We start from the raw sequence: 21,167 nt of genomic DNA, 5'->3' as shown, positions 1-21,167 counted from the left end.
TCGCATGAACCCCATCGTAATTAATCGGCTTCAACGGAAGCTGGGCTACACTTTTCAGCATCAGGAGTTGTTGCAACAGGCATTAACCCACCGCAGTGCCAGCAGCAAACACAATGAGCGCCTCGAGTTTTTAGGCGACTCCATTTTGAGTTACGTGATCGCAAATGCGCTTTATCACCGTTTCCCTCGTGTGGATGAAGGTGATATGAGCCGTATGCGCGCTACGCTGGTGCGCGGCAACACGCTTGCCGAGATTGCACGCGAGTTTGAACTGGGCGAATGCCTGCGACTTGGGCCGGGTGAACTGAAAAGCGGTGGTTTTCGCCGTGAATCAATTCTCGCGGATACTGTCGAAGCATTAATCGGTGGTGTTTTCCTCGACAGCGATATTCAGACGGTAGAGCAACTCATTCTGAACTGGTATCAAACGCGTCTGGACGAAATAAGCCCAGGCGATAAACAAAAAGATCCTAAGACTCGTTTGCAGGAATATCTGCAGGGTCGCCACCTCCCTCTGCCATCTTATCTGGTGGTGCAGGTGCGCGGCGAAGCACACGATCAGGAATTTACCATCCATTGCCAGGTTAGCGGCCTGAGTGAACCGGTGGTTGGCACAGGTTCTAGCCGTCGCAAGGCGGAACAGGCTGCCGCCGAACAGGCGTTAAAAATGCTGGAGCTGGAATGAGCGAAGAAAAGAGTTATTGCGGTTTTGTTGCCATTGTCGGACGTCCTAACGTCGGCAAATCAACCCTGCTGAACAATCTGCTTGGGCAGAAAATATCCATTACATCCCGTAAGGCGCAAACCACGCGTCACCGTATTGTCGGCATCCACACGGAAGGTGCGTATCAGGCGATTTACGTCGATACCCCTGGCCTGCATATGGAAGAGAAGCGTGCCATCAACCGCCTGATGAACAAAGCGGCGAGCAGCTCTATCGGTGATGTTGAATTGATCATCTTCGTGGTGGAAGGCACCCGCTGGACGCCAGATGATGAGATGGTTCTGAACAAACTGCGCGATGGCAAATCACCGGTGATTCTTGCGGTCAACAAAGTTGATAACGTGCAGGAAAAAGCCGATTTGCTGCCGCACCTGCAGTTCCTGGCAAGCCAGATGAATTTCCTCGACATCGTTCCCCTGTCTGCGGAAACGGGCATGAACGTCGATACCATCGCCGGTATCGTGCGTAAACATCTGCCGGAGGCGATCCATCACTTCCCGGAAGATTACATCACCGACCGTTCCCAGCGCTTTATGTCCTCTGAAATCATCCGTGAAAAACTGATGCGTTTCCTCGGTGCCGAACTGCCGTACTCCGTTACCGTGGAAATCGAACGTTTCCAGACTAACGAGCGTGGCGGGTACGACATCAACGGGCTGATCCTCGTTGAGCGAGAAGGGCAGAAGAAGATGGTGATTGGCAACAAAGGCGCCAAAATCAAAACCATCGGCATCGAAGCGCGTAAAGACATGCAGGAGATGTTTGAAGCACCGGTTCACCTGGAGCTGTGGGTGAAGGTGAAATCAGGCTGGGCTGATGACGAGCGCGCCCTGCGTAGTCTCGGTTACGGCGACGACGTCTAAGACACAACATCGTGGATGGATGGCAACGAGCCTTTGTCCTTCACAGCCGTCCGTGGAGCGAAACCAGCCTGATGCTGGACGTCTTCACGGAAGAATCGGGTCGCGTGCGCCTGGTTGCAAAAGGCGCACGTTCCAAACGCTCTAACCTGAAGGGCGCGTTACAACCCTTCACCCCGCTGTTGGTTCGCTTTGGCGGACGCGGCGAAGTCAAAACCCTGCGCAGTGCCGAAGCCGTCTCCCTCGCGCTTCCTCTGTCAGGCATCACGCTCTATAGCGGTTTGTACGTCAACGAACTCATCTCACGCGTCCTTGAACACGAAACACGCTTCTCAGAACTCTTTTTCGATTATCTGCACTGCATCCAGGCGCTGGCTGGCGCAACAGGCACACCCGAACCCGCATTACGCCGGTTTGAGCTGGCGCTGCTTGGCCACCTCGGTTACGGCGTTGATTTTCTGCATTGCGCGGGAAGCGGCGAATCCGTAGAGGACGCCATGACCTATCGCTATCGCGAAGAGAAGGGGTTTATTGCCAGCGTGGTGATCGACAACGCGACGTTCACCGGGCGGCACCTCAGGGCGCTCTATGAGCGAGAATTTCCTGACCAGGATACCTTACGCGCGGCAAAACGCTTTACCCGAATTGCCCTCAAGCCGTATCTTGGAGGCAAGCCCTTAAAGAGCCGCGAATTATTCAGGCAGTTTGTGCCAAAGCGTTAATGAACAATGAGAAAACCGAGGATTGTCATGGCTGAATTACTGTTAGGCGTCAACATCGATCACATTGCCACGCTGCGTAATGCGCGCGGTACGGCTTATCCTGATCCGGTTCAGGCGGCATTTATCGCCGAGCAGGCTGGCGCCGACGGCATTACCGTTCACCTGCGTGAAGACCGCCGCCACATCACCGATCGTGACGTACGCATCCTGCGCCAGACGCTGGACACACGCATGAATCTGGAGATGGCGGTTACGGAAGAGATGCTGACGATCGCCTGTGAAACCCAGCCGCATTTCTGCTGCCTGGTGCCGGAAAAACGTCAGGAAGTGACCACCGAAGGCGGGCTGGATGTCGCCGGCCAGCGCGACAAAATGCAGGATGCCTGCAAACGTCTCGCCGATGCCGGTATCCTGGTTTCCCTGTTTATCGATGCGGATGTCGAACAGATCAAGGCCGCTGCGGAAGTCGGTGCGCCGTACATCGAAATTCACACCGGTTGCTACGCGGATGCCAAAGACGAAGCCACCCAGGCCAAAGAACTGGAGCGCATTGCTAACGCAGCCCGCTATGCCGCGAGCCTGGGCCTGAAAGTCAACGCCGGTCACGGCCTGACCTATCATAACGTCAAGGCGATTGCTCAGATCCCGGAAATGCACGAGCTGAATATCGGCCACGCGATTATCGGTCGCGCGGTGATGAGCGGTCTGAAAGAGGCCGTTGCCGAGATGAAACGTCTGATGCTGGAAGCGCGTCAGTAATGGCGATTCTGGGCTTAGGCACGGACATCGTAGAGATTGCCCGTATCGAAGCGGTGATCGCCCGTAGTGGCGATCGCCTGGCAAAACGGGTGCTCAGCGACAACGAATGGGCCATCTGGGAAGCGCACCAACAGCCGGTGCGTTTTCTGGCGAAGCGCTTTGCGGTAAAAGAAGCCGCGGCGAAAGCTTTCGGGACCGGGATTCGTAATGGGCTGGCGTTTAATCAGTTCGAAGTGTTTAACGATGAGCTGGGCAAACCCCGTCTGCGGTTATGGGGCGAGGCGCAAAAGCTTGCAGAAAGACTCGGTGTGAACCATATGCACGTTACGCTGGCGGATGAACGTCATTACGCCTGCGCCACAGTGATCATCGAAAGCTAGAGTTTGTCCGCGTGATGCAGCTGCACGAACTTATCCCACAGCTGCTCTTCTGATTCGGCATGGGCCGGATCTTTGAGAATGGTGTTGGGGATCGGGCACACTTTCTGACAGGTCGGCGTTTCGTAATGGCCGATGCACTCGGTGCAGCGATCGCTGTTAATCTCATAAATGCTATCACCCATTGAAATGGCCTCGTTAGGGCATTCGGGTTCGCACATATCGCAATTGATGCATTTTTTGGTGATTAACAGCGCCATCAGGAAAATCTCAGAAACATCACAAACAGGGCGGGCATTATACGCTCATTCCCTGCTCAAACCAGTTTTTTTACCAGCTCTTCGCTGTGACGAATGCGTCCCGGCGCATGTTCCAGATCCTGCTGTACCAGTGCCACAAAGAGCAGATCCGTCAGCATCATCTGCGCGCTGGTAGAGGAAATCGCGGCGCTGCGGGTAGCCTGTTCTTCGGCGATGGTGTACAAGCAACGCGTGGCTCGCTGCTGCAGGGCATTCGGGTTAAAACCGGTAATCGCCAGGATTTTACCCCCGACGCGCAGCGTTTCATCAGACGCCAGATTGATCTCCCGGCGTTCTCCCGAATAGGAGATGGCTAACAGCAAATCATTCGGGTCCATCGCCTGCACGGTAGACAGCAGGGCGTGCATGTCCTGTTCAACCACGGCGTTATAGCCGATCTTAGTCAGTTTCCAGCCAAAATTACGTGCCACCAGCCCCGATGCGCCAATGCCGGTCAGGATAATTCGCCGCGCCGCGCGCAGCATCGCCACGCTCTCAAGCAGCTTCTCTTCGCTGTTCACGTCAAGCGTAGCGTGCATCGCCGTCACGTTCTCTTTGATCAGCTTTTCACCGACCAGACGCATCGGATCGTCGCCGCGAATCTGATTGTGCAACGGCATCGATTGCGGATTTGGATTGTTGACCAGCGCTTCGCTGATCGCCAGTTTTAGTGCCGGAAAACCCTTAAAACCAATCTTTTGCGCGAATTTCACCACGCTGGACTGGCTCACGCCCGCTTCACTTGCCAGCTGCTGAGAACTGAGATGACGCGCATGATCGGGCTGGGAAAGCAGGAAATCCGCCAGTTTTTTATCGCTCTGGGCAAAGCCCGCGTACCGCTGGCGAATCCGAATTAAACAGTTCATACGCCTCCTGGCGAAATGTGATTGCTGCTGCAAAACAGAATTTTGCTCGCCTGAATGAATTTTATATTCCATTATAGTACGGTTAATATGAATTAAAAATTCCTGAGGGACAAAAAATGAATCTTGGCTCACTCGTTTCAGAAACCCGTAATCCGCAAACTATGGATCTCGATGCGCTCTCTACGCTCGATCTTGTTAACCGTTTTAATCAACAGGATACGCTGGTCGCGCTGGCAGTGAAAGAGACATTGCCTGAGGTGGCAAAAGCCGTTGATGCCGCCGCCGCCGCGCTGAAAGCCGGTGGACGCATTATTTACATGGGAGCGGGGACCAGCGGACGTCTCGGGGTACTGGATGCCTCTGAATGTCCGCCGACCTTTGGCGTGCCGCACGGTCTGGTGATTGGGCTGATTGCCGGTGGGCCGGGGGCGCTGTTGAAAGCGGTCGAAGGGGCTGAGGACGATAAACAGCTGGGCGCGGATGATCTCGCCGCCCTGAGCCTGACCAAAAACGATCTGGTAGTCGGCCTGGCGGCATCCGGGCGCACGCCTTATGTCATCGGCGGTCTGGAATATGCCAAACAGCTGGGCTGCACGACGGTGGCGATCTCCTGCAATCCCGGTTCGCCGATTGCACAGGTTGCGGCGATTGCCATCTCTCCTGTCGTGGGGCCAGAAGCGCTGACCGGATCGACGCGCCTGAAATCGGGCACCGCGCAAAAGCTGGTACTCAATATGATCTCCACGGGGGCAATGGTGAAATTCGGCAAGGTCTACCAGAACCTGATGGTGGACATGAAAGCCACCAACATCAAGCTGGTGGATCGTGCCTGCCGTATGGTTGTGGAAGCCACCGGCGCCAGCCGTGAAGAGGCTGAAGCTGTTCTCCAACAAACCGATCACGACGTTAAACCGGCCATTCTGATGATTCTGAGCGGACTGGACGCCACAGCGGCACGCGCAAAACTGGAAGCCCATCAGGGATTCTTGCGGGCTGCATTACAAAACTAAAACTGAGGCGTATATGGAAAAAACAGCAGCGCTCGCCAGCGACATCTTGCAGGGGATTGGCGGGGAGAAAAACATCCGCCGTCTCGAAAACTGCATGACGCGCGTGCGGGTCGAAGTTCAGGACGACGGCCAGCTCGATCTGGCACGTCTGAAAAAGCTCCCCGGCGTCAGCGGGTACGTAAAGCAGGGCGCACAGCACCAGCTGATTGTCGGGCCGGGTAAAGCCGCGCAGGTCGTTGATGCGATGCGTGCGCTGATGATCGGTGAAAGCGCTGAGGTTTTAGGCGATGTGGATCGCAACAAAGCGCAGGCCAAAGCCAAATACAAAGCCCCGATGAGCGATGCGCTGCGCCAGTTGGCCAACGTCTTTATTCCCCTGATCCCGGCGTTTATCGCGTCGGGTCTGATTACCGGGATTATCAATATCCTCAAACGCCCGGATATCGTCGGCGATTTTGCGACCCATTATCCAAACCTGCTGGGGATTCTGGGCATCTTTGGTAGCGCAGTGTTTGCCATCATGAACATTCTGGTGGGGGTCAACGCGGCGAAAGTCTACGGCGGTTCGATGGCGATGGGCGGTGTGATGGCGGGGATCCTCTCCAGCCCGCAGCTGGCGCAAATTACCCTGTTTGGCGAAGCGCTCCAGCCCGGACGCGGCGGTGTCATCGCGGTGCTGCTGGTCGTCGCCCTGATGTGCTGGGTCGAGAAGCGTCTGCGTAGCCTGCTGCCGGGCTCGATTGAGCTGATACTCAATCCGCTGCTGACCACCCTGATCACCGGTACGGTGGCGATTGTGGCCTTGCAGCCGTTAGGCGGCTGGATCTCCGAGGCGATTGCGCACGGGGCGTCGATGGCTATCGATCGTGGTGGTTTGCTGGTGGGGGCGGTGCTGTCCGGGACCTTCCTGCCGCTGGTATTAACCGGGCTGCATCAGGGGCTGGTGCCTATTCACGTGGAGCTTGTGCAGGCGCACGGCTACAACGCGCTGCTGCCGATTCTGTCGATGGCGGGGATGGGGCAGGTCGGTGCTGCGATTGCTATCCTGCTGAAAACCCGCAACGACCGGCTGAAAAAAGTGATCAAAGGTGCATTGCCGGTTGGATTGCTGGGCATCGGTGAGCCGCTGATTTTCGGCGTCACATTGCCGCTTGGCAAACCATTCCTCGCGGCCTGTCTGGGGGGCGCGATGGGTGGGGCGTTGATCAGCTACTGGAAAGTGGCTACCGTTATTACTTTCGGGATCTCCGGTTTACCGCTGGCATTAACCATCGTAACCGGAAAAGTCATGCTCTATCTGTTAGGCTGTTTGGTAGCGATTATCGCCGGGTTCTTGTTTACCTGGCTGTTAGGATTCCACGATCCAGAGGAGTAAGGTTTGGTTAATCACGAGCGCCGCGTTGTCTTTTTCGATTTGGATGGAACGCTTCATCAGCAGGATATGTTTGGCAGTTTTATGCGCTATCTGTTGCGTCGCCAGCCCTTGAACGCACTGCTCGTGCTGCCACTTTTGCCGATTATCGGGATCGCACTGTTGATAAAAGGGCGCGCGGCGCGCTGGCCAATGAGCCTGCTGTTATGGGGCTGCACCTTTGGGCACAGCGACGCGCGGCTCAGCCAGCTGCAACAGGATTTCGTCCACTGGTTTCGTGGGCACGTCACCGCGTTTCCGGTGGTTCAGAACCGGCTGACGGAGTACCTCAACGCCAGTGACGCCGATATCTGGCTTATCACCGGCTCGCCGCAGCCGCTGGTGGAGCAGGTCTATTTTGACACGCCGTGGTTGCCGCGCGTGAATCTGATTGCCACTCAAATGGGGCGCGCCTACGGCGGATGGGTGCTGACGCTGCGCTGTCTGGGGCACGAGAAAGTGGTGCAGCTCGAGAAAAAAATCGGCACGCCCCTGCGCCTTTACAGCGGCTACAGCGACAGCAAGCAGGACAACCCGCTGCTCTATTTCTGCCAGCACCGCTGGCGCGTTACCCCTTCAGGCGAACTTCAGCAACTGGAATAGTGTTAATCATAACGGGTGTGTATAATGCCGCCCGCTTTCCGACTGGAGTACCTTTCGTTGTCTGACCTTGAACTCAATCATGAATACTGGATGCGCCATGCGCTTTCCCTTGCAAAACGCGCCTGGGATGAGGGCGAAGTGCCCGTGGGTGCCGTTCTGGTGCATAACAATCAGGTGATTGGCGAAGGGTGGAACCGTCCGATAGGGCGCCACGATCCGACTGCGCATGCCGAAATCATGGCTCTGCGTCAGGGCGGACTGGTACTGCAGAACTACCGTCTGCTGGATACAACGCTGTATGTCACGCTGGAACCCTGCGTGATGTGTTCTGGTGCGATGGTGCACAGCCGCATCGGTACGCTGGTGTATGGCGCACGGGATGAAAAGACAGGCGCGGCGGGTTCCTTAATGGACGTACTCGGTCATCCGGGCATGAACCACCAGGTCCAGATTATCGGTGGGGTACTTGCACCAGAGTGTTCGGGGCTACTAAGCGATTTCTTTCGAATGCGCCGTCAGCAGAAAAAGCAACAAAAGGCAGAATTGAAGTCGTCGGGTGATTAAGCTCATTCGGTGATACCACCGGATAGCTCTGCGCCAGCTGCTCTGCCTCCATCACTTCCTTCTCTTTCTCCTGCAGATAACCTTCCAGGCTTATCTGATACTTGCGGATATTTTCCACATACGCGTAGGCTTCGTGCCCGCGCGCATACCCGTACGTGAGTTTATTGTACCAGGGCTTCTGGCTCAGTAACGGCAGACGCTGTTTAACGTCAGACCAGCTGTCAGGATTGCCTTTGGTCTTGGCGGTCAACGCGCGGGCGTCGAGCATATGCGCGTAACCCATGTTATATGCCGCCAGTGCAAACCAGATCCGCTCCTCTTCCGGCACCGTTTCCGGCACTTTCGCCATCATATCCTGCAGATAACGCGCGCCGCCGCTAATGCTCTGTTCCGCGTCGGTGCGATCCGTCAGGCCGAGACTTTGCGCCGTATTCTTGGTGAGCATCATCAGGCCACGCACGCCGGTGGGTGAGGTCGCCTGGGCGTCCCAGTGAGATTCCTGATAAGAAATTGCCGCCAGCAGGCGCCAGTCGATCGCCTGGGCGTATTTTTCGAACAGCGGCTGGAGTTCCGGCAGCACACTGTCGACCGCGCGCAGGAAGCTGCGGGTATCGACGTAATCGAAATCGCCGCCGTGACCGAGATACTTCTCCTCAAGCCGCGCGAGGGTGCCGTCTTCATTCATGGAATTGAAGAAATCGAGGATCGCGGCGGCGAGGGTTTGATCCTCGTCGAGAGGGCTAAACCAGGTGACGGGCTGTTCGTCGGTCACGTCCAGCGCCACGGCCAGCTCCGGATGCACACGCTGGAACAGACTGATCGCCACGGAATCGGCGATGGTGTACGCCAGCTTTTTATCTTTTACCTGTTCCAGTAGGGCCGTAGTGCCGAGTTTGTCGTCGACCTTCCAGCTGAGATCCGAGTATTTCTTCTCTTTCAGGGAGCGCAAATCGTCAATCACCACATGGCCTGGCGCGATGGTGAGCTGCTGATCGTTAAGGGCAGCAAGCGTACGCGGGCGCACTCCGCCCACGCGATAGACGAGTTGCTGAGAAACGGAGTAGTAGGTCGGCCCTGGCTGATAGTTTTTGCTGCGCTCGCTGTTATAGACCAGCCCGGCGGCGAGCATATCGGCATCGCCGTTATCCAGGTCGTCAAACAGCTGGCTGATATTCTGGCGAACGGTGATTTTGAGTTTTACGCCCAGGTAGTCGGCAAACTGCTGCGCCAGTTCGTAATCGAGACCGGTTATTTTGCCGTTAACGTTGTTGTAGGTCAGCGGAGAGCTGATGGTACTGACACGCAGCTCCCCCCGCGACTGGATCGCGGCGATACGGTTTTCGGCTTTGCCGAACCAGGGGATTGAAGGCCAGAGGGCCGCTGCCAGCAGCAAGGTTACAATGCCGATGAGCAGATAATTAATCTTTAATTTTTTCAATTAGTTAATTCTCTGCGCCGTGCGTTGCCTCAGTGTGCTGTAGCCATGTAAAGAATAAGGTTTGCCATTGATTGAGCGGCATTTTGCGCAAACTTACGACAGTTGGCAACAAATTAGAGAGACAGGTCACACCTATGGATAAAAATACGAGATGATTTTATTTCGACGCAAACGGTTTCGTCGGCGCTCAGGATTCTCTATAATGACGCCCGTTTTCCCCTTGCGCACACTGTAAGCGCCTCAGGCGCTTCGAAGACGAGAGACTTATGATGGAAATTCTGCGTGGTTCGCCTGCACTGTCTGCCTTCCGTATCAACAAACTGCTGGCACGTTTTCAGGCTGCCGACCTTCCGGTAAGCAATATTTACGCTGAGTATGTCCATTTTGCTGACCTGAATGCTCCCTTAGATGCGCAGCAGCGCGAGCAGCTTGAACGTCTGCTCAAGTATGGCCCGAGCCTGAGCAGCCATACGCCAACCGGCAAACTGATCCTTGCGACGCCTCGCCCTGGCACCATCTCCCCCTGGTCTTCTAAAGCCACTGACATTGCCCACAACTGCGGCCTGAGCCAGATTAATCGTCTGGAGCGCGGCGTGGCGTATTACGTTGAAGCCTCGACGTTGACCGCTGAACAATGGCAGGCCGTTACCGCTGAGCTGCACGACCGCATGATGGAAAGCGTCTTCGCGTCGCTGGATGATGCACAACAGCTGTTCTCTCACCATCAGCCTGCGCCCGTTCAGAGCGTAGATCTGCTGGGTGAAGGCCGCCAGGCGCTGATTGATGCCAACCTGCGTCTGGGTCTGGCGCTGGCAGATGACGAGATTGACTACCTGCAGGATGCGTTCGTGAAGCTGAACCGCAATCCGAACGACATCGAGCTCTATATGTTCGCGCAGGCCAACTCCGAGCACTGCCGCCATAAGATTTTCAACGCCGACTGGGTTATCGACGGCGAAGAACAGCCGAAGTCGCTGTTTAAAATGATCAAAAACACCATGGAACAAACGCCTGACCACGTCTTGTCTGCCTATAAAGACAACGCGGCGGTGATGGAAGGTTCTGAGGTGGGCCGCTTCTTCGCCGATCGCGAAGCAGGGCGCTATGCATTCCATCAGGAGCCTGCGCATATCCTGATGAAAGTGGAAACGCACAACCACCCGACGGCGATTTCGCCATGGCCGGGTGCAGCGACCGGTTCCGGCGGCGAAATCCGTGACGAAGGCGCAACCGGACGCGGGGCAAAACCAAAAGCGGGCCTGGTCGGTTTCTCCGTCTCTAACCTGCGTATTCCTGGCTTTGAACAGCCGTGGGAAGAAGATTTCGGTAAGCCAGAGCGCATTGTCACGGCGCTAGACATCATGACCGAAGGCCCACTGGGCGGCGCGGCGTTTAACAACGAATTTGGCCGCCCGGCGCTGAACGGCTACTTCCGTACCTATGAAGAGAAGGTCGACAGCCACAACGGCGAAGAGCTGCGCGGCTACCACAAGCCCATCATGCTGGCAGGCGGGATTGGCAACATCCGCGCCGATCACGTGCAGAAAGGTGAGATCACCGTCGGCGCGAAACTGATCGTTCTCGGCGGTCCGGCGATGAATATCGGTCTGGGCGGCGGGGCGGCCTCTTCGATGGCCTCTGGTCAGTCTGACGCAGACCTCGATTTTGCTTCCGTACAGCGCGACAACCCTGAAATGGAGCGTCGTTGCCAGGAGGTGATCGACCGCTGCTGGCAGCTTGGGGATGCCAACCCTATTCTGTTCATTCATGACGTCGGTGCGGGCGGTCTCTCTAACGCCATGCCGGAGCTAGTGAGCGACGGCGGTCGCGGGGGGCGTTTCAACCTGCGCGATATCCTGAGCGATGAGCCAGGCATGAGCCCGCTGGAAATCTGGTGTAATGAATCCCAGGAACGCTACGTGCTGGCGGTCTCTGCGGACCAGTTGCCGCTGTTCGACGAACTGTGCCGCCGCGAGCGCGCACCGTACGCGGTCATTGGTGAAGCGACGGAAGAGCTGCATCTGACCATGAACGATCCGCACTTCGACAATCAGCCGATTGATCTGCCGCTTGACGTGCTGCTGGGCAAAACGCCGAAGATGACCCGCAACGTGCAAACCCGTAAAGCCGCGGGCAAAGCGCTGGATGTGCGTGGAATCGCCATTGCTGATGCCGTGAATCGCGTCCTGCACCTCCCGGCGGTAGCGGAAAAAACCTTCCTCGTGACCATCGGCGACCGCTCGGTGACCGGTATGGTGGCCCGCGATCAGATGGTTGGCCCATGGCAAATCCCGGTGGCGAACTGCGCGGTGACTACGGCGAGCCTCGACAGCTACTACGGCGAAGCGATGGCGCTGGGCGAACGTACTCCGGTTGCACTGCTGGACTTCGCCGCCTCTGCCCGTCTGGCGGTCGGCGAAGCGCTGACCAACATTGCTGCGACCCAGATTGGCGATATCAAACGCATCAAACTCTCCGCAAACTGGATGGCCGCAGCCGGGCACCCTGGTGAAGACGCGGGTCTGTATGAAGCCGTAAAAGCGGTCGGCGAAGAACTCTGTCCGGCGCTGGGTCTCACCATTCCGGTCGGCAAAGATTCTATGTCAATGAAAACCCGCTGGCAGGAGGGCAACAAGCAGCGCGAAATGACCTCTCCGCTGTCGCTGGTTATCACCGCTTTTGCCCGCGTGGAAGATGTGCGTCACACCATCACGCCACAGCTGGTTACGGAAGATAATGCCCTGCTGCTGATTGATCTCGGCAAAGGCCATAACGCTCTCGGTGCCACCGCGCTGGCGCAGGTTTATCGTCAACTGGGCGACAAACCGGCAGATGTGCGCGACGTGGCGCAGCTGAAAGGCTTCTACGACGCCATCCAGGCGCTGGTAGCCGATCGCAAACTGCTGGCCTATCACGACCGTTCAGACGGCGGCCTGCTGGTGACACTGGCCGAGATGGCTTTCACCGGCCACTGCGGTGTGGAAGCAGATATCGCTTCGCTGGGCGACGACCGTCTGGCGGCGCTGTTTAACGAAGAGCTGGGCGCGGTCATTCAGGTCCGTGCTGCTGACCGCGATGCCGTTGAAGCGCTGCTGGCGCAGCAGGGTCTGGCGGATTGCGTACACTATCTGGGGAAAGCCGTCAGCGGCGATCGCTTCGTGATTGAAGCGGACGGTCACGCGGTGTTCAGCGAAAGCCGCTCCACGTTGCGTATGTGGTGGGCCGAAACCACCTGGCAGATGCAGCGTCTGCGCGATAACCCTGAGTGCGCCGATCAGGAGCATGAAGCCAAAGCGAATGACAGCGATCCGGGTCTGAACGTGAAGCTCTCCTTCGACATTAACGAAGACGTGGCGGCACCTTACATTACGACCGGCGCGCGTCCGAAAGTGGCGGTTCTGCGCGAGCAGGGCGTGAACTCCCACGTGGAAATGGCGGCAGCGTTCCACCGTGCGGGTTTTGACGCTATCGACGTCCACATGAGCGACCTGCTGGCTGGGCGCACCGGGCTGGACGATTTCCAGGCACTGGTCGCCTGCGGCGGTTTCTCTTACGGCGACGTGCTGGGGGCAGGTGAGGGTTGGGCGAAATCCATTCTGTTCAACAATCGCGTGCGCGATGAGTTCGAAACCTTCTTCCACCGTCCGCAGACGCTGGCGTTGGGCGTGTGTAACGGCTGCCAGATGATGTCGAATCTGCGCGAGCTGATCCCTGGCAGCGACGCCTGGCCGCGCTTTGTGCGCAACCAGTCCGACCGCTTCGAGGCGCGCTTTAGCCTGGTTGAAGTGACCCAAAGCCCGTCTCTGCTGCTGCAGGGGATGGTGGGCTCGCAGATGCCGATTGCGGTTTCACACGGTGAAGGGCAGGTGGAAGTCCGCGATGCTGCGCATCTGGCTACGCTCGAAAGCAAAGGGCTGGTGGCACTGCGCTTCGTCGATCACTTCGGCAAAGTGACGGAAACCTATCCGGCAAACCCTAACGGCTCTGCAAACGGCATTACTGCCGTGACCAGCGAAAGCGGCCGCGCCACCATCATGATGCCACACCCTGAACGTGTATTCCGTACCGTCAGCAACTCCTGGCACCCGGAAAACTGGGGCGAAGACAGCCCGTGGATGCGTATCTTCCGCAATGCGCGTAAGCAGTTAGGTTAATCAGCCTGTCAATGCCGGGCGGCACTGTGTTTGCCCGGCTTTCAAAAGGCTTAAATCGGAGGCCCGGTGAGCGCTAGCGCCATCGGGTTTTTTTTGTCGCAAAAATGCGACAAACGCATAACAACCATGTCGCTAAAAGGAGACATGTAACTCGTTGATTTTAAATGGGTGCGTAAGAGTGGTGAGAAGGTGTATCTAATTAGCGACACTTAGCCTGGAAATCGTTCAGTCAGCAACTAACATTGTTTTGCCATAAATGTGTTAAATATCATGATGATAATAATTTGTTTTGCATTCTGGCACGGCTGTTGCATAATATTAACCAGTGGCTCATTCACCCTCTTATGTCAGCCCCTTCGGGACGCGCTACATAAACTTCGAATGACGCACAACAAGGTGCCTGCCGTCCAACTACTGATTATAGCGATGCTTTATCAGACCCAGGGCGAAACGTCGAGTAAGGCACCGCCTCTTTTCGCAACAAAGCCGGGTTTTTACCCGGCTTTGTTGTATCTGACGGGCTGACTCAGTTAGCATCACTCAACACCCACATTGAGAGAGTCATGCGTTGAAACGCTGGTCAATTTTCCCTCGCTCCCTGCGACAGCTCGTTATGATGGCATTCATGCTGATCCTGTTACCCTTGCTGGTTCTGGCCTGGCAGGCGTGGCAGAGCCTCAATGCCCTCAGCGCTCAAGCGGCGCAAACCAACCGCACAACGCTGATCGATGCCCGCCGCAGCGAGGCGATGACCAATGCCGCGCTGGAAATGGAGCGTAGCTACCGCCAGTATTGCGTGCTCGACGACCGCACGCTGGCGAAGGTCTATCAGAACCAGCGCAAACGCTACAGCGAAATGCTCGACGCACATGCGGGCGTTCTCCCTGACGACAAACTCTATCAGGCGCTGCGTCAGGATCTTAACGATCTGGCGCAGCTGCAGTGCAAAAATAGCGGGCCGGACGAGGTCGCGACCGCACGCCTCGAAGCCTTTGCTAACGCCAATACCGAGATGGTGCAGTCCACGCGCACCGTTATATTCTCTCGCGGACAACAGCTTCAGCAGGAGATCGCCGAACGCGGTCAGTTCTTTGGCTGGCAGGCGCTGGTGCTGTTTCTGGTCAGCCTCGGTCTGGTGCTGCTGTTTACCCGCATGATCATCGGCCCGGTGAAGGGCATCGAACGGATGATTAACCGTCTGGGGGAGGGCAAATCCCTCGGCAACACCGTCGTGTTTAAAGGCCCGCGTGAGCTGCGATCCGTCGGTCAGCGCATCATCTGGCTCTCCGAGCGCCTTCAGTGGCTGGAATCACAGCGCCATCAGTTTTTACGTCATATCTCTCATGAGCTGAAAACGCCGCTCGCCAGTATGCGCGAAGGCACCGAGCTGCTGGCTGACGAAGTGGCGGGGCCGCTGACCCCCGAGCAAAAAGAAATTGTTGAGATTCTCGATGACAGCAGCCGCAATCTGCAGAAGCTGATTGAGCAACTGCTTGATTACAACCGCAAACTGGCCGACGGTGCCGTCGAGCTGGAAAACGTCGAGATTGAGCCGCTGGTGGATATGGTGCTCTCTGCCCACAGCCTGCCTGCGCGAGCTAAAATGATGCATACCGACCTGGATCTCCAGGAGCCGGTCTGTTTTGCTGAACCTATGCTATTAATGAGTGTGCTGGATAATCTTTATTCCAATGCGGTGCACTATGGTACTGAATCCGGTAACATTTATATTCGCAGTTTTACCCACAATTCACGGGTCTGTATTGACGTCGCCAACACCGGTAGTCCCATCCCGGATGACGAACAGAAGATGATTTTTGAGCCCTTTTTCCAGGGAAGTCATCAGCGAAAAGGTGCGGTTAAAGGGAGCGGTTTGGGCTTAAGCATTGCCCGCGATTGCATACGGCGAATGCACGGGGAGTTATATATCTCCCACGACGATCGCGCTGATGTTTGTTTTCGCATTGAGCTGCCCCTTGAGCCGGAAAAATCAATGAAATGAATCTAAGTCTGGTGAGTATGTCACACGTCTTTTTCCGCGCGGTTAACGCGACGTTTTCCAGTAAAATTTTACGCTTAGGTCTGCCATGCCTGCTGCTGGCGGGCTGCGTGGCGCACACGCCAAAAAGTGCGATTAGCGATAAACAAGAAGATAAATTACCTGAACATCAGCTGGCCGATTTCCTCTCCACCGATTGCGACGATGTCTGGCAGCTCAACGGCCATGATGTCGAATCGAACCCGCTGTTCTGGCTGCGCGGCATGGATTGCGCCGAGCGTCTCGCGCCTGCTGTGGCGCGCGCACAGGCGCATCAGTGGGCCGACGACACCTGGCAGGACACCTTTAAGCGCGGCATTCTGCTGGCCAATGCGAAAATTAATCCCGTAGAGCGTCGCAACAATACGTCGCGGATGGATGCGCTCAGCCCGCAGATCCCGGCGCAGATCCGCCCTCTGTATCAGCTGTGGCGTGACGGGCAGGTGCTACAGCTGCAACTCGCCGAAGAGCGCTTCCGCTACAGCAAACTGCAACAGTCCGCAGACGGCGAACTGGATACCCTGCGCCAGCAGCAGCAATACTTACGTTCCCAGCTTGATACGACCACCCGCAAGCTGGAAAACCTGACGGATATCGAACGTCAGCTCTCCACCCGCAAGCCGTCCAGCAACTATTTGCCGGATAATACGAAAGGCACTGCGCAGCCCGCGAAAACGCCGGAGCAGGAGAGCGAGACGCCGAAACAAGAGGATGTGAAGCCATGACAAGCCGCAAACCTGCCCATCTCCTGCTGGTGGATGACGATCCCGGCCTGCTCAAGCTGCTGGGAATGCGTCTGGTCAGCGAAGGCTACAGCGTGGTCACCGCCGAAAGCGGCGCTGAAGGACTGAAAGCGCTGGGGCGCGAGAAGGTCGATCTGGTGATTAGCGATCTGCGCATGGACGAGATGGACGGGATGCAGCTGTTTGTGGAAATTCAGAAGCTGCAGCCTGGAATGCCGGTGATTATCCTCACCGCCCACGGATCGATTCCGGACGCGGTCGCCGCCACGCAGCAGGGGGTGTTTAGCTTCCTGACCAAGCCGGTGGACAAAGACGCGCTGTACAAAGCCATCGACGATGCGCTGGAACACTCCGCGCCGTCGGTGGATGAGAAGTGGCGCGAATCCATTGTGACCCGCAGCCCGGTGATGCTCCGCTTGCTGGAGCAGGCGCGGATGGTGGCCCAGTCGGACGTCAGCCTGCTGATCAACGGCCAGAGCGGTACCGGGAAAGAGATTCTGGCCCAGGCCATCCACAACGCCAGCCCGCGCAGTAAAAATGCCTTTATCGCCATCAACTGCGGCGCGCTGCCGGAACAGCTGCTGGAGTCTGAGCTTTTTGGTCATGCACGCGGGGCCTTTACCGGCGCGGTCAGCAGCCGTGAAGGGCTGTTCCAGGCGGCGGAAGGTGGCACGCTGTTTCTTGATGAAATTGGTGATATGCCTGCGCCGCTGCAGGTCAAACTGCTGCGCGTGTTGCAGGAGCGCAAAGTGCGCCCACTCGGCAGCAACCGGGATATCGATATTAATGTGCGCATTATTTCGGCCACGCACCGCGACCTGCCGAAAGCGATGGAGCGCAAAGAGTTTCGCGAAGATCTCTACTACCGTCTTAATGTCGTAAACCTGAAAATCCCCGCTCTGGCGGAACGTTCCGAAGATATTCCCCTGCTGGCGAACCATCTTTTGCGCCAGTCAGCGGATCGCCACAAACCCTTCGTGCGCGCGTTCTCCACCGACGCCATGAAACGCCTGATGACCGCCAGTTGGCCGGGCAATGTGCGTCAACTGGTTAACGTGATTGAGCAGTGCGTGGCGCTTACCTCTTCGCCGGTGATCAGCGATGCGCTGGTGGACCAGGCGCTGGAAGGGGAAAACACCGCGCTGCCCACGTTTGTCGAGGCGCGTAACCAGTTCGAACTCAACTATCTGCGTAAGCTGCTGCAGATCACCAAGGGTAACGTCACCCACGCTGCACGTATGGCCGGGCGTAACCGCACTGAGTTCTACAAACTGCTGTCGCGGCACGAGCTGGAAGCGAACGATTTTAAAGAGTAGTACCGCAAAATTTGACTGACTATGATACTGTGAGCAATCGATTACGAGGCTACAGACAGGCGAGCGTTTAAGGACCCACCATGAAAAAGATTGATGCGATTATTAAACCTTTCAAACTGGATGATGTGCGTGAAGCGCTGGCGGAAGTCGGTATCACCGGGATGACAGTCACCGAAGTGAAAGGCTTTGGTCGCCAGAAAGGTCATACCGAGTTGTACCGTGGCGCAGAGTACATGGTGGATTTCCTGCCGAAAGTGAAAATCGAAATTGTGGTGACTGACGATATCGTCGATACCTGCGTGGATACCATTATCCGCACGGCGCAGACCGGTAAAATCGGTGACGGCAAGATCTTCGTCTTTGACGTGGCGCGCGTCATCCGTATTCGTACCGGTGAAGAAGACGACGCAGCGATTTAAGACGGCGTCGATGTCACAGGCCGGGTAGAGCGAACTGCCAGGCGTAATAAAAAGCCCCTATGAAAGGGGCTTTTTGCGTTACAGCACTTTGTGTGGACCAAAGCATTCGTAATGGATCTGCTCTGCTTTAACGCCCAATTCAACCAGCTGCTTCGCGGCAAACTGCATAAAGCCGACCGGACCGCAGAGATAAAACTGCATGGCCGGATCGCTGAACGCCCCTTCCTGAGTCCGTAAATCCATCAGCCCTGCGCTATCAAACACGTCATCGCTTTCCGGTTTGTTATACCAGATGTGAGAGGTGAAGCGCGGCAGCGTGGCACCCAGCGTTTTAACGTCTTGCGCAAAGGCATGTACCTGGCCGTTTTCCGCCGCGTGGAACCAGTTCACCTGGGCGCTGTGGTTTGCCGCTGCGAGGGTATCGAGCATTGCCAGCATCGGCGTTTGGCCGACACCCGCTGAGATCAATGTGACAGGCGTGTTCGCTTCTACCGCCATAAAGAAATCACCCGCCGGTGCCGCCAGATGCACCACGTCGCCGACGCTGGCGTGATTATGCAGCCAGTGAGAAACCTGACCGACGTCTTCACGTTTCACCGCAATACGATAGCCTTTTCCATTCGCTTTACGCGTCAGAGAGTACTGACGAATTTCCTGATGCGGGAACCCTTCTGGTTTTAGCCATACGCCGAGATACTGACCCGGCTGATAATCTGCAACCGGAAGCCCATCCACGGGTTCAAATTCAAAGCTGGTGATCAGGGCACTGCGCGGGGTTTTATCGGCGATACGGAACGCGCGCGTGCCTTCCCAGCCGCCGTTTTTCGTCGCGTGCTCGCTGTAGATTTGCGCTTCACGATTGATGAACACATTCGCCAGCACGCCGTAGGCTTTGCCCCAGGCGTCCAGCACTTCCTGGCCTGGGCTGAACATCTCGTCGAGCGTCGCCAGCAGGTGGCTGCCGACGATATCGTACTGCTCAGGTTTAATCTGGAAACTGGTGTGCTTCTGGGCAATTTTCTCAACCGCAGGCAGCAGCGCGGCCAGATTTTCAATATTGCTGGCATACGCGGCGATGGCGTTAAACAGCGCCTCGCGCTGATCGCCGTTGCGCTGATTGCTCATATTGAAAATCTCTTTCAGCTCCGGGTTGTGAGCGAACATGCGATCGTAAAAATGGGCGGTGAGTTTCGGTCCGGTTTCGACCAGCAGGGGAATAGTGGCTTTAACGGTAGCGATGGTTTGAGCGTCTAACATAGCAACTTCCTTCGATTGTTACTCTAATGATGTATTTTAAATGCATCTTATAAAAAATAGCCCTGCTTTGTAAATGGTTCTTTGCATGATGAAATAGTTGCATCACAAACCTGAAAAGAAATCCATTGAAAATCGCGAGGTCTTTATTCCTCAAACCCTTGCGTGGCGGGTAGGTAAACGTTTGCGTAAAATCCTTTGTCAAGACCTGTTATCGCAACACTATTCGGTTATACTGTTGCCCGTCGTCTATCAGGACAGCCTTTTCAGGCCAAAATTTTATTGTTAGCTGAGTCAGGAGATGCGGATGTTAAAGCGTGAAATGAACATTGCCGATTATGATGCCGAACTGTGGCAGGCTATGGAGCAGGAAAAAGTACGTCAGGAAGAGCACATCGAACTGATCGCCTCCGAGAACTACACCAGCCCGCGCGTAATGCAGGCGCAGGGTTCTCAGCTGACCAACAAATATGCAGAAGGTTACCCGGGCAAACGCTACTACGGCGGTTGCGAATACGTTGATATCGTTGAACAACTGGCGATTGACCGTGCTAAAGAGCTGTTTGGCGCAGACTACGCGAACGTACAGCCGCACTCTGGTTCTCAGGCGAACTTCGCGGTTTACACCGCGCTGCTGCAGCCGGGCGATACCGTTCTCGGTATGAACCTGGCGCAAGGTGGCCACCTGACTCACGGTTCCCCGGTTAACTTCTCCGGTAAGCTGTACAACATCATCCCTTACGGTATTGATGAGTCCGGTAAAATTGACTACGAAGACATGGCGAAGCAGGCGCAGACCCACAAACCGAAGATGATCATCGGCGGTTTCTCTGCTTACTCCGGCGTGGTTGACTGGGCAAAAATGCGTGAAATCGCAGACAGCATCGGCGCATACCTGTTCGTTGATATGGCGCACGTCGCCGGTCTGATCGCAGCAGGCGTTTACCCGAACCCGGTTCCACATGCACACGTTGTCACCACCACGACCCACAAAACCCTGGCGGGTCCGCGCGGCGGCCTGATCCTGGCGAAAGGTGGTGACGAAGATCTGTACAAAAAACTGAACTCTGCCGTCTTCCCAAGCGCTCAGGGCGGCCCGCTGATGCACGTTATCGCAGCGAAAGCCGTTGCCCTGAAAGAAGCGATGGAGCCAGAGTTCAAAGTTTACCAGCAACAAGTGGCGAAAAACGCGAAAGCGATGGTGGAAGTGTTCCTGAACCGCGGTTACAAAGTGGTTTCTGGCGGCACTGAGAACCACCTGTTCCTGCTGGATCTGGTTGATAAAAACCTGACCGGTAAAGAAGCCGACGCCGCGCTGGGCCGCGCTAACATCACCGTTAACAAAAACAGCGTACCAAACGATCCGAAGAGCCCGTTTGTGACCTCCGGTATCCGTATCGGTTCTCCGGCTGTCACTCGCCGCGGTTTCAAAGAAGCGGAAGTGAAAGAGCTGGCTGGCTGGATGTGTGATGTTCTCGACAACATCAACGATGAAGCTGTGATCGAACGTGTTAAAGGTAAAGTGCTGGATATCTGCGCACGTTTCCCTGTCTACGCGTAATTCTTGCTCACAGAAATAATAAAGGCCGCGTAAGCGGCCTTTATATTAT

18 protein-coding genes and 1 pseudogene are annotated in these 21,167 nt (G+C 56.2%); 15 read left to right on the top strand and 4 right to left on the bottom strand.

What is annotated here, in order from left to right; all coding sequences use genetic code 11:
* Positions 1-4: 4 nt before the first annotated feature.
* The 5 genes from rnc to acpS are packed head-to-tail and all read left to right on the top strand — an operon-like array spanning position 5 to position 3,445.
* The gene (rnc, locus tag ABIE11_RS07950; RefSeq protein ID WP_095284345.1) at positions 5-685 is read left to right on the top strand and encodes a ribonuclease III; all 681 of its coding nucleotides are present in this window, start codon (positions 5-7) and stop codon (positions 683-685) included.
* Positions 682-1,587 carry a GTPase Era gene (era, locus tag ABIE11_RS07945; protein ID WP_429184247.1) on the top strand — a complete coding sequence of 302 codons (906 nt, stop codon included), beginning with the start codon at positions 682-684 and terminating at the stop codon, positions 1,585-1,587. Before rnc ends, era begins: the two co-directional genes overlap by 4 nt.
* A gap of 11 nt (positions 1,588-1,598) precedes the next feature.
* Entirely contained in the window at positions 1,599-2,306 is a 708-nt protein-coding gene (gene recO, locus ABIE11_RS07940) for a DNA repair protein RecO (RefSeq protein WP_100779282.1), read from the top strand.
* Positions 2,307-2,333: 27 nt separating this feature from the next.
* Positions 2,334-3,065 (top strand): pyridoxine 5'-phosphate synthase, encoded by a 732-nt coding sequence (gene pdxJ, locus ABIE11_RS07935; protein ID WP_429184246.1) that lies wholly within the window; start codon positions 2,334-2,336, stop codon positions 3,063-3,065.
* Positions 3,065-3,445: a holo-ACP synthase gene (gene acpS, locus ABIE11_RS07930; RefSeq protein ID WP_100779284.1), complete on the top strand. Its 381-nt coding sequence runs from the start codon at positions 3,065-3,067 to the stop codon at positions 3,443-3,445. Before pdxJ ends, acpS begins: the two co-directional genes overlap by 1 nt.
* On the opposite strand, the gene ABIE11_RS07925 is transcribed toward acpS, so the two are convergent.
* Together ABIE11_RS07925 and ABIE11_RS07920 are read right to left on the bottom strand one after the other, a co-directional pair.
* On the bottom strand, positions 3,442-3,702 hold the full coding sequence (locus tag ABIE11_RS07925; protein ID WP_100779285.1) for a YfhL family 4Fe-4S dicluster ferredoxin: 261 nt from the start codon (positions 3,700-3,702) through the stop codon (positions 3,442-3,444). The genes acpS and ABIE11_RS07925 overlap by 4 nt on opposite strands.
* A gap of 56 nt (positions 3,703-3,758) precedes the next feature.
* Complete coding sequence (locus ABIE11_RS07920; protein ID WP_100779286.1) at positions 3,759-4,607, bottom strand: MurR/RpiR family transcriptional regulator; 849 nt, start codon at positions 4,605-4,607, stop codon at positions 3,759-3,761.
* A gap of 116 nt (positions 4,608-4,723) precedes the next feature.
* On the opposite strand from ABIE11_RS07920, the gene murQ reads away from it, so the two are divergent.
* From murQ to tadA, 4 genes are read left to right on the top strand one after another with little or no spacing between them, the layout of a single operon-like run.
* Positions 4,724-5,617, top strand: a complete 894-nt coding sequence (murQ, locus tag ABIE11_RS07915) for an N-acetylmuramic acid 6-phosphate etherase (RefSeq protein WP_102104993.1) — start codon at positions 4,724-4,726, stop codon at positions 5,615-5,617.
* A gap of 13 nt (positions 5,618-5,630) precedes the next feature.
* A complete protein-coding gene (locus ABIE11_RS07910; protein WP_129035587.1) occupies positions 5,631-6,992 on the top strand; it encodes a PTS transporter subunit EIIC in 1,362 nt (453 codons plus the stop codon).
* Between the two features lie 3 nt (positions 6,993-6,995).
* The gene (gene yfhb / locus ABIE11_RS07905) at positions 6,996-7,631 is read left to right on the top strand and encodes a phosphatidylglycerophosphatase C (RefSeq protein WP_312070254.1); all 636 of its coding nucleotides are present in this window, start codon (positions 6,996-6,998) and stop codon (positions 7,629-7,631) included.
* A gap of 24 nt (positions 7,632-7,655) precedes the next feature.
* Complete coding sequence (tadA, locus tag ABIE11_RS07900; protein WP_107703097.1) at positions 7,656-8,195, top strand: tRNA adenosine(34) deaminase TadA; 540 nt, start codon at positions 7,656-7,658, stop codon at positions 8,193-8,195.
* On the opposite strand, the pseudogene mltF reads toward tadA, so the two are convergent.
* Positions 8,083-9,648: pseudogene (gene mltF, locus ABIE11_RS07895) on the bottom strand (membrane-bound lytic murein transglycosylase MltF); the annotation flags it as partial. The gene tadA and the pseudogene mltF sit on opposite strands and share 113 nt — an antisense overlap.
* A gap of 251 nt (positions 9,649-9,899) precedes the next feature.
* On the opposite strand from mltF, the gene purL reads away from it, so the two are divergent.
* The 5 genes from purL (at position 9,900) to glnB (ending at position 18,303) form a co-directional block, all read left to right on the top strand.
* Positions 9,900-13,787, top strand: coding sequence for a phosphoribosylformylglycinamidine synthase (gene purL / locus ABIE11_RS07890; protein ID WP_429184245.1), 3,888 nt, complete (start codon positions 9,900-9,902; stop codon positions 13,785-13,787).
* 568 nt (positions 13,788-14,355) lie between these two features.
* Entirely contained in the window at positions 14,356-15,789 is a 1,434-nt protein-coding gene (gene qseE, locus ABIE11_RS07885; RefSeq protein WP_429184244.1) for a two component system sensor histidine kinase QseE/GlrK, read from the top strand.
* Positions 15,786-16,550 carry a two-component system QseEF-associated lipoprotein QseG gene (gene qseG, locus ABIE11_RS07880; protein ID WP_102104988.1) on the top strand — a complete coding sequence of 255 codons (765 nt, stop codon included), beginning with the start codon at positions 15,786-15,788 and terminating at the stop codon, positions 16,548-16,550. The genes qseE and qseG overlap by 4 nt, the downstream gene beginning before the upstream one ends.
* Positions 16,547-17,884: a two-component system response regulator GlrR gene (gene glrR, locus ABIE11_RS07875; RefSeq protein ID WP_100779295.1), complete on the top strand. Its 1,338-nt coding sequence runs from the start codon at positions 16,547-16,549 to the stop codon at positions 17,882-17,884. Before qseG ends, glrR begins: the two co-directional genes overlap by 4 nt.
* Positions 17,885-17,964: 80 nt before the next feature.
* Entirely contained in the window at positions 17,965-18,303 is a 339-nt protein-coding gene (glnB, locus tag ABIE11_RS07870) for a nitrogen regulatory protein P-II (RefSeq protein WP_002914032.1), read from the top strand.
* Between the two features lie 78 nt (positions 18,304-18,381).
* Here the strand turns inward: glnB and hmpA are convergent, their stop codons facing one another.
* Positions 18,382-19,560 carry an NO-inducible flavohemoprotein gene (hmpA, locus tag ABIE11_RS07865; protein ID WP_429184243.1) on the bottom strand — a complete coding sequence of 393 codons (1,179 nt, stop codon included), beginning with the start codon at positions 19,558-19,560 and terminating at the stop codon, positions 18,382-18,384.
* A 304-nt stretch (positions 19,561-19,864) separates the two neighbouring features.
* On the opposite strand from hmpA, the gene glyA reads away from it, so the two are divergent.
* Positions 19,865-21,118, top strand: coding sequence for a serine hydroxymethyltransferase (gene glyA, locus ABIE11_RS07860; protein ID WP_100779297.1), 1,254 nt, complete (start codon positions 19,865-19,867; stop codon positions 21,116-21,118).
* Positions 21,119-21,167: the final 49 nt, after the last annotated feature.

It is taken from the genome of Lelliottia sp. 489 (genome assembly GCF_050435885.1).
Classification (GTDB): Bacteria; Pseudomonadota; Gammaproteobacteria; order Enterobacterales; family Enterobacteriaceae; genus Enterobacter; species Enterobacter nimipressuralis.
Note: the sequence above shows the minus strand (reverse complement) of the source record. Positions and strands in the feature narration are given on the sequence as shown.